General features: G+C 39.9%; 10 protein-coding genes. All 10 read right to left on the minus strand.

Annotation, left to right across the window (positions count from 1 at the left end; all coding sequences use genetic code 11):
- Positions 1–6 precede the first annotated feature (6 nt).
- Positions 7–3,216, minus strand: coding sequence for a SusC/RagA family TonB-linked outer membrane protein (locus DUT68_RS17905; RefSeq protein ID WP_113639608.1), 3,210 nt, complete (start codon positions 3,214–3,216; stop codon positions 7–9).
- A 248-nt stretch (positions 3,217–3,464) separates the two neighbouring features.
- Positions 3,465–4,217, minus strand: a complete 753-nt coding sequence (locus DUT68_RS17910) for an SDR family NAD(P)-dependent oxidoreductase (protein ID WP_113639609.1) — start codon at positions 4,215–4,217, stop codon at positions 3,465–3,467.
- Between the two features lie 22 nt (positions 4,218–4,239).
- Positions 4,240–5,517: an MFS transporter gene (locus DUT68_RS17915; protein WP_113639610.1), complete on the minus strand. Its 1,278-nt coding sequence runs from the start codon at positions 5,515–5,517 to the stop codon at positions 4,240–4,242.
- The gene (locus DUT68_RS17920) at positions 5,518–6,537 is read right to left on the minus strand and encodes a right-handed parallel beta-helix repeat-containing protein (RefSeq protein ID WP_237088377.1); all 1,020 of its coding nucleotides are present in this window, start codon (positions 6,535–6,537) and stop codon (positions 5,518–5,520) included. It lies immediately after the preceding gene.
- Between the two features lie 21 nt (positions 6,538–6,558).
- On the minus strand, positions 6,559–7,428 hold the full coding sequence (locus tag DUT68_RS17925; protein ID WP_113639620.1) for an alpha/beta hydrolase: 870 nt from the start codon (positions 7,426–7,428) through the stop codon (positions 6,559–6,561).
- A 63-nt stretch (positions 7,429–7,491) separates the two neighbouring features.
- A complete protein-coding gene (locus DUT68_RS17930; RefSeq protein WP_113639612.1) occupies positions 7,492–7,827 on the minus strand; it encodes a cupin domain-containing protein in 336 nt (111 codons plus the stop codon).
- Positions 7,828–7,949: 122 nt separating this feature from the next.
- The gene (locus tag DUT68_RS17935) at positions 7,950–10,082 is read right to left on the minus strand and encodes a heparinase II/III domain-containing protein (protein WP_113639613.1); all 2,133 of its coding nucleotides are present in this window, start codon (positions 10,080–10,082) and stop codon (positions 7,950–7,952) included.
- A gap of 49 nt (positions 10,083–10,131) precedes the next feature.
- Positions 10,132–10,875: a FadR/GntR family transcriptional regulator gene (locus DUT68_RS17940; RefSeq protein WP_113639614.1), complete on the minus strand. Its 744-nt coding sequence runs from the start codon at positions 10,873–10,875 to the stop codon at positions 10,132–10,134.
- Positions 10,876–10,952: 77 nt separating this feature from the next.
- Positions 10,953–13,670 (minus strand): T9SS type A sorting domain-containing protein, encoded by a 2,718-nt coding sequence (locus DUT68_RS17945; protein WP_113639615.1) that lies wholly within the window; start codon positions 13,668–13,670, stop codon positions 10,953–10,955.
- 123 nt (positions 13,671–13,793) lie between these two features.
- Positions 13,794–14,666 carry a heparin lyase I family protein gene (locus tag DUT68_RS17950; protein WP_113639616.1) on the minus strand — a complete coding sequence of 291 codons (873 nt, stop codon included), beginning with the start codon at positions 14,664–14,666 and terminating at the stop codon, positions 13,794–13,796.
- Between the last annotated feature and the right edge of the window lie 183 nt (positions 14,667–14,849).

Genomic DNA, 14,849 nt, shown 5'->3' on the forward strand with positions numbered 1-14,849 from the left:
ATGGCATTAAAAGTTAAAATCAAGACCAAATGTATAAGTACGGTTAACTGGGAAACCACCACGTTGGTAGCCAACAATTACCGGCGAAGCATAATCAGCCGTGGTTAGCCTCGACTCCGGATTAATACCCCTGTAGGAACTTCCCGTTAGGAAAAACAAGTTATCAACCGAAGCATAGAGCCTTAAGCTATTTATCTTCAATTTTTTGGTTGCCTTTGTAGGTAAGGTATAACCAACAATTACATTTCTGATGTAGGCATAAGTAGCACTTTCCACCCCGTAATCGGTTAATAGCAAATCTGCAGCGATACCATTGGTTGAGTAAGGCGTTTTTCCATCACCTGGATTAGCCGGGCTTACCCAACGATTTTTAATGTAGTTTGCATTTTGACGTTTAGATTCGTTGTAGAACAAATCGCCGTTAATTAACTGACCACCTTGCGAACCTTGGATCAACACATTTAGATCGAATTTTTTATAGCGGATAGCATTGGTAATGCCCCAAGTAAAATCAGCGAAAGGAGATCCGATAATTACCCTATCGTTCACATCAATTTTATTATCTCCGTTGATGTCTTTTAGTTTCACGCCACCTTCTCTGTAGTAGCTTTGCAAAATTGAAGTTTGCCCTGCTGCCTGTGCTGCGTTGGCCTCATCTTGTGATACCCAAACCCCATCGGTTTTATAACCAAAAAACTGAACGTAAGGCTGGCCCACTATGGAAGCATAAATTTCGCTACGCTCACCGTAGTTGTATAGATAAGGTTGATCTCCGCCTAAACCTAGCAACTTGTTACGATTAGCAGAAAAGTTGATTGAGCTGGTCCAGTTAAAGTTTTTGGTACCGATGTTATTTGAAGTAAATTCAATTTCAAAGCCTTGATTTCTGATTTTACCGTTGTTTGTCCAGAAAGCATCAGAACCTGTAATGGCTTGCTGCGCCTGTTGTAACAATAAGTTGTTGGTAATTGAACGATAGAACTCTAAACTCAACTGTACTTTATTTTTGAACAAGCCCAAGTCTAAACCAATGTTGGTAGAGTTGGTTGTTTCCCAAGTAATATCCCTTCCGAAAGTTACTACGTTGTTAGGCGACTGGCCTGGACTAACCTGCCCTGTTCCATCTCCAAAAACATAATTAGAGCGGAATAATAAATCTAAGTAAGAAAATGGTGTGATTCGGTTGTTACCTGTACCGCCATAACTTGCTCTTAATTTTAAGGTTTCCAGCCACTTTCTCGAACCTTTCATAAATGGTTCACTTGCGATATTCCAACCAGCAGAAAAAGCAGGGAACCAACCTCTCCTGTTACCTGGTCCAAAAATAGAACTCTCATCAGTACGCAAACTTGCGGTAGCAATGTATTTGCCTTTATAATCGTAATTGATACGCCCTAAATAAGAAATCAAGCCTGTTTTTACATTGACAGGTAATGCAGGTGCTTGGTCAAAATAAGCTGCCTGATTTAAAGTAGTAAAATCATCTGAAGGGAAGTTATAACCAATTTGCTGCGAACCAGTTACGGAGTTACTTTGCATGGTAAAACCTAACAAACCCGTAAAATTATGATTGCCAAGTCGTTTGTTGTAGTTCATGGTATTTTCCCATAAAATATCTACAGTAGTTCCGTTCGTAATTGTGGCTGAATTCACATCACCATCTTTACGTGCTTCACTTCTTATTAAGTTTTTATCCTCTCTTGATAGATAATAAGTACCAACCGATGATTTGAAAGACAAGTTTTTTGTTGGGCTATAAGTTAAATCGGTTCCAGCCTGAAAACGGTAACTCTCCGAATATCTTTCTTCCCTTTGTGCATGCGACAATGGCGTGTTGTTGGTAGAAGAAAACGGGGAAACCGCTCCTGTACTTTGCCAAAAAGAGCCATCGGGCATAGTACCTGCGTAGTTTAAGTTGGTGAAGTGACGAGCTTGTGCCCAATCTCCCGCTCTTAAATTAGCCCATTGCGCATTTTGGTTTACGAAAGCTGAGGTAAATGCCGAGTGGAAAACTGGCAAAAACGAAGGAAAACGATAATAATTGGTAAAGTTTTCTGATGGACGTTGAATTTTAGTGTAGGTTGGGTTAATGTTCACATTCAGCATCAATTTAGGCGATAAATTGATATCTAGTTTGACACGCAAGTTGCCTTTGTTGTTTTCGCTGTACTTCATCACACCCTGATCTTGTTGAAGGTTTCCAGAAACGTAATAACGCATATCTTTTTTACCGCCAGCAACATTGAGCTGCAGGTTGTAAATACCAGCATTACGTAGCGCTTCCTGTTGCCAATCTGTAGGTGACCCGCTAATTTGATTTTCGATGATGTAAGCAGCACGCTCATTAGCAGTAATCAAATTTCGTGACGCAACGGGTACACTAGGGTCATTCTCCCTCAATTTAGCTTCCGCAAAAAGTAATTCGGTGTATTCGGAAGTTGATAAAATTGGATATACTTTATAGGCCTCTTTTAAGCCATAGAATGATTTAACCGTGAACTTAGGCTTATCGGCAACACCCTTTTTGGTGGTTACTAAAATAACGCCATTGGCACCTCTAGAGCCGTATATTGCTGACGATGCCGCATCTTTTAGCACCTCAATCGACTCCACATCATAAGGATTGATAAAGGCTAAACCATCGGCAATCGGATGTCCGTCCACCACTACTAAAGGCTCAGCATTTGCATTAATAGATGCCGCTCCACGAATACGCAGTGTCGGATCAGAGCCTACCTCTGAACTGTTATTTTGCACCGTTAAACCTGCAATTTTACCAATCAAAGCGTTATCTAGCCTTGACGTCGGAATTTCATCGAGATTTTTGTTCTCTAATTTGCTAACTGCAGAACTTACGGTAGATCTTTTCTGTGTTCCGTAGCCTACCACCAGCACTTCGCTCATGGAATTAACATCTTCCTGCAACGTAACATTAATGGTAGTGCTGTTATTTACCGCTTGAAAAAAACTTTTGTAACCCAATGATTTGAATTCGAGTATTTTGCCCTTCTGAACGGATATTTCGTATTCACCTTTTTCGTTAGTGGAAACACCTTTGTTGGAATCCTTGATAGTTACAGAAACTCCCGGAATTCCCTGTCCATCTTCAGATTTGACAACGCCCTTGACTTTTACCGTTGTTTGTGCCCACACAGAAATAGTCCACACACAAGCCAGTAAAAAAACAACGCTGCTAACGCGATTTTTTAATGTCATAGTAATCAGTTTTATATTGGTTAGTGCATTAATATCGAACTAATGCTTGGTTTAAATTGGTAGACCAAAAATTGGTTTACCAAATATATCATTATTATTTATATTCCAAAAATATTTGATGGTTAAATGGAATATTTTGGTTTGGTTGCTTTAAAAGAGAGCACTTTTAAATGATGGAGGGGAAATTATGAGTGTATTAAACTGTTGCTAACCAATTGATGATCAGCAACAGTTGAGGCGTAGCAGCATTATGAAAATGCCAAACCGCCATTAATATCGATGTTATTACCTGTAAGGAAACTTGATTCATCTGAAGCTAGGTAAGCTACTAAGTCAGCTACTTCCTTAGCATCGCCTTCTCTTTTTAAAGCAGTAGCGTTGGCTACATTTGTTCTAACTTCGCTTTTAGTGAAAGTATCGTGGAAAGTAGTGGCAATCATTCCCGGAGCTAAAGCATTTACTCGAATCCCTTTGGGGCCAAACTCCTTTGCCAAAGCCCTGGTGTAAGTCATTACTGCACCTTTTGAAGTAGCATAGGCACTCGCTCCCGGGCCTCCGCCATCTCTGGCAGCTAATGAAGAGAAGTTAACGATAGAAGAACCTGAAGGCATATAAGGTGAAGCGGCCTTAACCGCTAAAAACACCGACTTCAAATTAACGTTCATCACGAAATCCCAGAAATCTTCATCCATTTCAGCAGTTGTTTTACGAGCCACTAAGCCACCTACAACATTTACCAAAACGTTAATTTCGTTACCAAACGCAGTTTTAGCTTGCTCTACTAAAGCTTCTACATCGGCCGCTTTGGTCATATCTGCTTTTACTATAATCGCTTCGCCTCCTAAATCCTTAATCATTTGCAAGGTTTCTTGGGCTAATTGCTCATTATCAAAGTAATTAACTACCACTTTTGCACCTTCCTTTGCCAATTGCAAAGAAACTGCTCTTCCTATGTCTCTAGAACCACCAGAAACTATTGCAACTTTGTTTTTTAAACGCATATTGTTATTATTTAATTCTTTATTATTTAGATGAAATATATTTGATACATAACCAAGATACTGGCACTAAAACCGCAGCCAGTACAAAAAAGGACACATAACTGGTTTGTGTGATTACAGGAACCGCCCAAGTAGTAAGCAAGGTACCCGCTACCGCTGCAGTACCGCCCATACCCGCTACGGTACCTACATTTTTACCGTTGAAATAATCGCTAGGTAACGTTTGGATGTTACCAATGAGGTATTGAAAACCAAACAAGGTTAGGCCAATTAACACCATTGCCAAGGTTGGTGTATCCTTTAAAGTACCAAGTTGATACACAATAACCACCAAAGAAGCCAGCATAATTACACTGCCCACGGCAATGGCATTTTTACGAGCTTTTTGTGGCTCGATACCTTTTTTAATTTGCATGGAAGCATGATAACCACCTAATAAACTACCGATGGCAGCAAATAGATACGGCACCCAAGTGAAAGCTCCAATTTGTTTGATATCGAACATGAACTGCTCCTTTAAAAAAGTTGGCAACCATGTCACAAACAACCACCAAACCGGATCAATGAAGAACCTACCAGTAATAATACCCCATGTATTTCTAAACTTCAGCAGCTCTTTCCAAGTAAGTACTGGCGCTTGATCTACCGCAGCATTTACTTCTTTTACTTCAGGTTTTGCTAAAATGTGGTTACGCTCTTCTTCTGTAATCCAAGGATGCTGATCAGGCGTAGCTTTGTTGATGTACAGCCACGGAATAATCCAAATTAAGCCCAAAACTGCAATAAGCACAAAGGTCATTTTCCAGCCGAACATTAAATATAGCGCAGCAATAATTGGTGCCGAAACCACCGAACCTAAAGAAGCTCCTGCACCGAAAATACCTTGAGCAATTCCCCTTTCTTTTGCCGGGAACCACTCTGCGTTGCTTTTTGTAGCGCCAGGCCAGTTTCCAGCTTCACTGAAACCCAACATGAACCTAAAAATGTTAAAAGACATTAGTGATTTTGCAAACGCATGCAAGGCGATAGAAACACTCCATGCAATAATAGAAAAAGCCATGCCTAATCTTGTACCAATTGCATCCATCAGCTTGCCCGTAAAGGTTTGCCCCAATGCATAAGCTATCATAAAAAATGTGGTAATTAATGCCAGCGCACTTTTATTGTCCACATCGGCTATGCCAAACTCTTTGTAGATATAAGGCCAAAGGATATTGATCGCACTTCGGTCAACATAATTAATTACGGTTGCTAAACCAATAAGGGCAATAATCCACCACCTTAAGCCTTTTACTTTCATTTATTTATTTTTTATATCAATATTAGTGACACCTTTTGCAGCGCCATTTACTTTATTATCGGCATAAACCAAGTTGCCAATAGCCTCACCTTTGCCGCTTTTTAAGCGTACATTAATGCCGTAACCATCGGCATTTACATGGCAAGTGTTATTGACGAACTTATTGTAACTCCCCCATCCTTCGTAGGCACAATTCACCTGATAACCATCCGTAAGTACCGAAGGCTGCGTATTATAACCCGTGTTGTTGATGATGAGGTAATGATTGCCTTTGATGTCCATCCAACTATCAGCACTATTTGCACCAGTAATACCCTGTGCTTCAAAAGTATTTCCGCTGATGATCCCGCCTGTAGTACCTTCTTTTACATCGATACACTCGGCAGCAACATAAGGACCTAATTTATTATTGATGACTTGGTTGGAATCACATTGATCTGGTTTTCCATCAGTATATTTTGGCCAATTGCTATAAGCAGAGCCGATGTATATTGCCTCACCATAACCTGGATTTTTCTTGCCCGTATGGTTAACTTCGCAGTTGCGTACCACATTGTGTTTGGAAAACATTCTGAAGTGAATACCTTCTTCCCCTAAATCGGTTACCAACAGACCATCAATCAAATTATTGCAGGCACCATCTGCTACAATGCCTTTCAATGCATTCTTTACGGTAAATCCTCTAAGCTTCCAAAAACTGGCTTTTAAATGCAGCACGTACCCAGTTTGGTTATTTCCAGCATCTAAAATTGCGCCCCTGCCGCCAATAAGCACAATAGGTTGTTTGGCCGTACCACTAGCTTCTGCTTCAATTACAAATTTGCCATCATAGGTGCCATCTTTCAAAATGATTGAGTCCCCGGGCTTGGCGGTAGCTAAAACTCGCTTAAGCTGTAGGCTATTGGCCACAATAATTGGTTGAGCTACTCTTGTTGAAAAAGGCTGTATTGCATAGCTTAAACCTAAGCTCAAGCTAGCAATAGCAGCCATAACCAAATATATGTTGAAGATTTTTTTCATTAGTTGAATATCGCCTTAGGCTTATTTGTGGATACCTAGCTCCTTCAAGAAATCGATGATGGCTTTGTTTACTTCAGAGTTTTTGTCTGCCGGAAACTTGCCATGCTCACCACCCGGTACGGTCATGAATTTATTTTTCACCCCCATTTCGTCCAACTTATTTTTTAAGTCAACAGATTGCTGATAAGGCACAACCGGATCAGCATCTCCGTGTACAATAAATACCGGCGGACTATTCTTTTTCACCTGATAAAGCGGCGAAACCGATTGGATAAATGCTTGATCGTTAGACCTCTCTCCTAACCACCAAGTAGCCGAGCGACTTTTCCAATTGCCTACATGAGTAATGCCGTACTTATCAATAATGGCAGCAACTTTCACATCTTTTACGCCAGGACAATTGTTATCGAACTTAGTATCGTTACCTAGTAAACCGCCCATTAAAGCTAAGTGACCTCCTGCTGAACCGCCCATAATTACAATACGATTTGGATCAATATTTAAGGATTTTGCATTTTTGATCAGATAAATTAATGCGCAACGTACATCTTGTACCGCCGCTGGTGCTGGCGCTACTTGCACCAAACGGTAGGCAATGTTAGCTACTGAGTAGCCATTTTTGAAAAAAGTGTTGAAACCCGTTTGAGATTCTTTGCTGCCTTTATTGAAACCTCCACCATGGATGTTGATGACGATAGGCGAAGGGCCTTTCTCTTGTGGAGCTAAATAAAGATCCATTTTACCTTCCCAGTCGCCAACTTTAGCATATACCACATTCAATTGCTCTGTATAACCAGTTGGGTAGGTCACTTTTTTAAACTCAGCGGTTTCCTGTGCCTTGCAAAAACTTACAGCTGCTATCAAAAAGCAACTCATTATTAGTTTTTTCATGTTCAAATATTTTAGGTTTAATTGGTTGATTATATTTGATGAGAGCGCTAAAAATTGGTCCATTTATTTGATAAAATCCTCACGATGAGGAGCGAAAACATCAATTAAAATCCCTGGCTCAATGCAAACACAGCCATGCACAGCATGAGGTGGCACGTAATAACCATCTCCTTTTCTGATGATTTTTTTCTCATCGCCAATGGTCATTTCAAAAACGCCACTTTCTACATAAGTTACTTGTACGTGGTAGTGCTCATGTAAAGTGCCCACTGCACCTGCCTCAAACTTGGCTTTCACCAACATAATTTGATCATCGTGACCGTAAATTTTACGCTGTATACCGTTTCCTAAATCTTCCCAGGTTGTTTCAGTTTCTATTTGAAATAATTCGCTTTGCATATATTGATATTGTTTAATTGCTCTTTGGTTATTGGTGTTTGGTTAATTGGTGTTTGGTTAATTGCTTTTTTGGATGGTTGTTTGGTTTTTCGACTAGTTTCCTAATTCCTAGCTACTAATTCCTATTTAAAATTGATATAATTCTGTTTGTCTGTATAATTGATTCCGTAGGTATAGCTTCTGTTTTTAAACTTAAAAGTCACTATTGTTTTTTGCTCGTCCGACTGCAACAGTTTCAGTTCGCTGATAGAGGGCAACGCCGCAGCTACGGTTTCATTAATTGGATCAGTACCGCCATGTGTTTCTGTAATATTTACAAAAGTTTGGTGCTGTCCGCTGCTGCGCAACATAAAAGCCTTTCCATCTACTAAATTCATTTCAGGATCATTTGCGCCAATCGAAACCAGCTTCACCTCTAAAGGATTGTTAGATACAAAATGCGTAGTGTAAAATCTTTTCTTCACCAAAAGTCCAACTAAACCGCTTTTACTAGCCAATTTATTGCTTGCATTTAACCATAAATGTTGGTAGCCATTTTTATTGCCCAAAGCACTCAACTGGTTGGTAACCGCCTTCATCGGAAAAGAGGTATTTACCAATTGTCCTTTATACCAAAATGGTAGGTCGTACTGGTGGTTTTTATCTGATTTCGCCTGTACCACGTCAATCAAAAGTGGTTTTTCCATCCCCTCCAATTTCACTAATGCAGCCGTTCTCGTCATTTGCACATCTTTATAGGCATTCGGCTCTGTAGCACTTACTACCTTCAGTTGAGGTGCATTATTGAAATAAAGTAATTGAGGACTAGTTAAACTAGCCGGATCCAACTCGGCATCAAAATGAGAAGTTTCATCAACCACCAAGGCATTATGAGCTACTGTTTGTTTGGCCCAAGTATTGTTTTCGGGCAAGTAACCGCCCCCATTTTTAGTATCGATATTTAAAAAACGAGCCGATCCGTAATCAGGAAATATCTCCGTAGTGTTATCGTAGTACAGCAGGTTCAAACGATCAAAGTGACCATGTCCCATTCCCTGCGAAGAGGCTTTCAACAACACTGCCTGCTGATCCGTATTGGCGCCGTAGCGCAAAATCCCAACACCGCCTTCATCGCCTTTACCACCATCTCTAATCCATAAAGATTGGTACTTGAAAGGCTTTGCTTTACCTGCGGCCAAATCAGCGGCTACCTTTAAACCTGCATCAGAAACAATTACCCTGTTTTGCTGACGAGCGATATCTAATAAATCCACCTCTGGTTTGATATCGGCGTACGCCAAATCAACTCCATAAACCAACTCTACGGATTCATAGGTTTTATCTTTGATAGCATCATTAATAGGAAAAAAAGTTTTATCTGTATAAGACGTTTGTAAGGAAGTTTGTATCGCCTTGGCTAGCAACTGATTTCGGTATTCGAAAATTTTGCGTTGCGGTTCGTAATTGTTGATTGCTTTAGCAAATAGGATAAACGGCAGCAAGGCGTAACGTTGGTAATAAGGGCCTTCCATATAATAGCCATCCGGCGAAAAGAGCTGATCCACTTGTGCCAGATAACCGCTTTTACCATCCTTGTTAGATCCTTTCAATGCTTTTTCTACATAATCTCTTTTGTTTAACACATAACCGGTGATACCCACTGCAGCTAAATTCCAAGTTCCGTGGTTGTGAATTTTATTAAAAACTTCCACTTTATCTTCCGTAAAAAACTTTAAAATTGGCATAAACAACTGCTCTTCAATTGTCTTTCTTTCTGAAGCGGTAATTCCGTTATATGCCAAATCATAAGCTTGTATGGTATAAATTTGCCACACAAAATCGTTTAAACATTGCCAAAAAATACGACCGGCATCGGCTTTGTTTTTGCTCTTTGGATGTAACGGCCATTTTTGATATTGAGCGGCATAATTTAATAGCATCCTGCTTACATAGTCAGCATATTTTTTATCACCTGATATTTGATAAGCGATGCCGCAATTGAGCATATTGCTATAATTTCTTTTGTGCTGCTCGTGAGTATATCCACCTCCACCATCCTGTGGTACCGGAACAGTAATTGGCTCTGATAATGCCTTGTCAGCAGCTGCTTTAACCGTTTGATACGATTGACCTAATAATGGATAACTGGCTATACCCTTTTTTACCGCGGCTACATTAGCCTTGGTAAGCATCAAACTAGGATGTACCTGAGCTAAAGCAACCGAGGAAAATAGGACACAAAAAGATACTAATACCACTTTTTTGAAGTAGTTCATACGCTTGTTTTGATATAAAATGATTAAACTAGGTTATCCCTATATTGAATTATATTTCTGCTTTTTCTATGATATTTTGAGCCGCAAATCCTGCTTTACTAATTTGCCATATTTCATCTAGGTGACCTGCCATGGCTTCTTCAGCTTTGGCCATATGACCTGATTCGATAGCGGCATAAATCATCCTATGTTCTTCAATGGCAGTTTTCGCTCTGTTATCGCCACAAATCTTATTCTCCACAATGTTCTTAATCAAATCTGGAACTAAGATCAAAATCATCGACTCAATCACCGAATTTTTAGTTGCCTTTGCAATTTTGATATGGAATACCATGTCTTCTTCTACTGCATCGCCACCAATTGCCACTTTCTTTTCGTAGGCTTCCATTGCCTCTCGAAGGCTTTGCAAATCTTCCTCGGTACGACGTTCAGCAGCTAGTTTTACCGCATTCAATTCAAGGTGATAACGAGCTTCGATTAAAGCATTGAAATCATCTTTATTAAACTTAATGATGTCAGAAATGATGTTATCTATCACACTAATGCTTAGGCCTGCTACATAAGTTCCACTTTGTGGATTAGTTTTAAGCAAACCGTAAAACTCCAATTTCAAAATCGCTTCGCGGATGTAGCTTCGCCCTACGCCAAAACGCTCAGAAAGTACTCTTTCAGCTGGAAGTCGATCACCTGGTTTTAACTGTCCGGAAACAATCAGTTGTTTAAGCTGGCCGATGATTTTATCTACTGGAGATTCTAAACGGATAGCGGTTATATTTTCTATTAATGATTTCATTTTACATTTTTAATTTGGTAGACCAATTAACTGGTCTACCAAAAATAAACATTCAGACTTGCAATCAAAAACATATTTTAAATTTTAATCACTTTTTTAGTGCTTGTAGTTTTACCTTCATTTTCTATGGAGATCAAATATGTACCAGCAGCTATTGACTGCACATCAATTTGTTCTGTGTTGTTATTTGCCACCTTTCTAGTAATCACTTGGCCCTGAATATTTTGCAATTTAATCACATCTCCCCTAACTACTCCAGAAACGGTAATGCTGTTGCCAATTGCCGGGTTCGGATAAACACTCATGGCATTAGTTAAATTCACCTTAACAGCTTCATCAAATGTGTGAGTAGTTCCGTCAAGATCAACTGCCACTAAACGGTAATAGTTTGTACCAGCCAATGGCGTAGGGTGAACAAAGCTGTAGTTAAATATGCCCGGTTTATTATTTGGATTGGCAGTGTAAATAGTTTCATAATTGCCATCTCTTTTATGCTGTAAAACATAATTTTTCAGGTCTTTCTCGTCGGTTGTCCTCCAATCTAACTTTACAGTATTTAAGTTCTGTTTTGCCGAAAAGCCCAACATCGTTAAAGGCAAAGTAGTATTGGCTTCGCCAACTATAAAAGCTGAGAAGTTACCTGTGTTAATGGCAGCTGTATTTGCCACAGCGTTGCCCAGTCCTGCGAAAGTACCAAAAACACCTGCGTTATAATTCGCTATGCCGATTGAAGTATTTCCAAACAGAGAAAAATCAGCTCCTTCCAGCGCATTTGGCCAGTTAACTGTTAAATCGGCATTGCCTGAGCCGCTAGTGCGCACTACGTTCCAAACGGCATCAACCATTCGTAATTTTTGAGCCGCTGTTAATGCAGTTCCGTTAGGTGTTCCATCAGCAGTAGCGCCGGCAAAAACGTTAACTTCAAAGGTAGAAGCCGTAGTTGGACTTAAAGTTACCGGCAAATAGTTTGTAGCCGTACCAACTGGAATTACGGTGCCTGTAGTTATGTCAGTTAATTTAATTTTTCCAACATCGCCTGTACTCGTATTTGCAGAAGTTACGACATAGGCATTGGCACCTAGCCCACTATCAAAAGTAGCAGCAGCACCCATAGTCAATACATCGGCTTCTCGGATAGTAAGTTTGCTATTATTCAATGTAAGCTTGCCAGTAACTGTAATGTTCTTGTTAGTAGTTGCCGCCGCATTAAATGTAACGTTACCTAATGCGTTATTACTTGTTGTGAACGGACTAACCGTTGCAGCATTAAAAACAACGTTTGTTCCGGCGTTATTATTAACGGTACCGCTTGCGGCAATGCTTCCAGTTGCACTAAGTCCATTAACGTTACTGGTGATTAAAGTAGATGTATTGCTTTTAAACGAAATTGTTGCGCCTACAGAACTTGCTATAGCTGGTTTAGAAAGGTTAACTTGGCCATTGCCGCTCGAATACGACACGATATTTGTATTTGCCTGAATACCCGGACCAGTAATTTCCAATCCTGTTAACGATGACAAACCTAAACTTACTGGGATAGTAATTTGATAAGACCCATCGGTAATTGTATTAGCTGCGTTAGTATAGCTAGTACCAGAAGCTGATTCGAATGCGACTCTTGAAGTGAAACTACCTGCACCATCTATTTGAAAAGTACCAAAATTCAGCGTTCCATAAATGTTAGAACTTCCTACCACGGTAATATTTTTTTCTAAAGTAACCGTCGAGTGATCACCCACTACAAAGCCAGTTACGGCAATGTTTCCACTTCCACTGATAGTTTGAGGACTACTTCCAGACATCGACAAAATAAAGTTCCCAGCTCCTGAAGTTGTACCGTTGATATTGCCATTAGCCACTAAGTTTCCCAACAATGGAATTGGTGTACTTGTAGATCCATTCACATTTACGTTACAGCCTGCATCAATAGTAAAATTCTCGATTTTGTTCATTGCGGCGCCATCAGTGGTAAGCGTAGCTCCATTTTGAAGAAACACGTTGCCAAATGTTTTTGCGTTAGTTACTGAACCCGTGGTTATTGTTTTTTTGATATAGTAGTTACTTCCTGGTCTAAAATCAACAATTGCATTAGTAGAACTACTTCCAAAGGGACTAAAAACACTATTACATATTAGGTTTGCACCACTTTGAAACACTACCGCTCCATTTGAAGAGTTACTGGTGCCTGAACCTACCGAGCCAAACGGATAGTTTAACGTGTTATCATAGTCAAATGTAGCACCACTAGTAAACACCAAACCTCCTACTGTACGGCAGGTTACACGTGGGCTAGAAGATGGTACGGTGGATCCTCCTTGAGTGATTTTAAACGTACCGGCAATGCTTCCAGTAGCAGTAGCGGGAAAATCGATATAAAGATTACCTACATAACTGGCATTGTTCACTAATAAAGACGACGTAGCATCAATAGTTAAGCCCGCCTCACCTAAAGTGTTATTTGCAATGGTAAGTGTACCATTGGAACTTGCCACTCGAACAAGATTTACCGAAGCACCGTTGATAATTTTTAGTTGCGCTGTAGTTGCTGCGTTAACGTGTATTAACGCCGTACCAGTGGTTTGTACAGCACCTCCAATGTTGGTTCCATCTACCACTAAAACATCAGTAGATAAAATGGTTGATCGACTTGTGCCGGTACCGTTCAATTGCGTGTTCCAGTTGGAAGCCGTTCCAATATTAGCTTCGGAAGTTCCTCCAACCCAATAATAAGTAGTTTGAGCAAAACTAACTGCCGCAAAACAGCTAAAAAACAATAGTAGTAAAAGTCTTTTCATACATTTTATATTTTTGGTTATAGGTTAAGGAGATTTAAAACCTCCAGTTAATTACTAATCTGAAAAGCGTTAATTCTGGATAATCTGCTGGAGCCTTGTTAACCAGCATAATCACTTATTCCACTAATATTCTGTGATATTGAAATCATTGAAGAGCACTGTTTCATCTCTAAGCGCATCTGCTTGTAGTAGGCGCCTGTAAATTCCCCACTTTGGTCTGCTACTTGTACAGTTCTTGCGCCACATTTCTATATTGGTAAAGGCCTGTTTCACCAAAACCTTTCCGTCGCTAATTCTATTGATTTGTATTTCATATTTACCATCGAAAGAAAAAGTTGCCCTTTCTATTACCTCTACCCACTGCCCCTTGAAATCAGAAAGAGGTACACTCACAATGTACTTTTGGGAGGTGGCGTCGGTTTCCCCTGTATGAATCACCTGCATCACATCTCCAGCTGCACGATAACGCGGAGTAAGGGTAATAATTGGCAGCTGGTTATCGCCGTCAATCGGTTTCAATTGATGGATATGGGTAAAATCACTCGAGGGCTTAAAATTGGCATCTAGTTTAAACTTCCACCGGTAGAGCACACGTTCGTCTCTACTTGCTTTTAAGTTTTCTGGCGACCTATCGTATGTTTTAATTTCATTACGCTGACGATCTGAGTCTTCGCATTTATCGTTGTCTGGACTCACATGTATCAAAAATGCGAATACATTGCGTTTCAAATCATTATCGTAAACTTGAGTAATGTGCTTACCGAAACCAAGATGACTGCAATCAGGCGCTTCAATTACGTCTCCTGTCCCACCAAACACACTGTTGATGAGCTGATAAGTATCCGTAGTACCATTGGCGCTAAGCGTTGGGCCATCGGTACTGGTTTTAGCCTGTTCCTCAGATTTTAGAATTTCTGGCGTACTGCTAGTTTTCTTCTTGCTACAGCTAAAAAACAACGCTATTAATGAAACTAGAAGCAAACTCTGCTTGTTCATACAATTGGTTTTTGGTTAACTAATTTTTGGTCGACCAATATTTGGTTAACCAAATTTATAGAAATAAATTTATCATCCAAACTTTTTGAAATATTTTTTAAGGCGATTACAAGGCGAATTGACTATCCTACCTGTCATCGTAAGTTTGTAGAGAAAAGTTTGGATAGGATTAAACGGAATATA

Source organism: Pedobacter zeaxanthinifaciens (genome assembly GCF_003313335.1).
In the GTDB taxonomy this organism is placed as follows: Bacteria; Bacteroidota; Bacteroidia; order Sphingobacteriales; family Sphingobacteriaceae; genus Pedobacter; species Pedobacter zeaxanthinifaciens.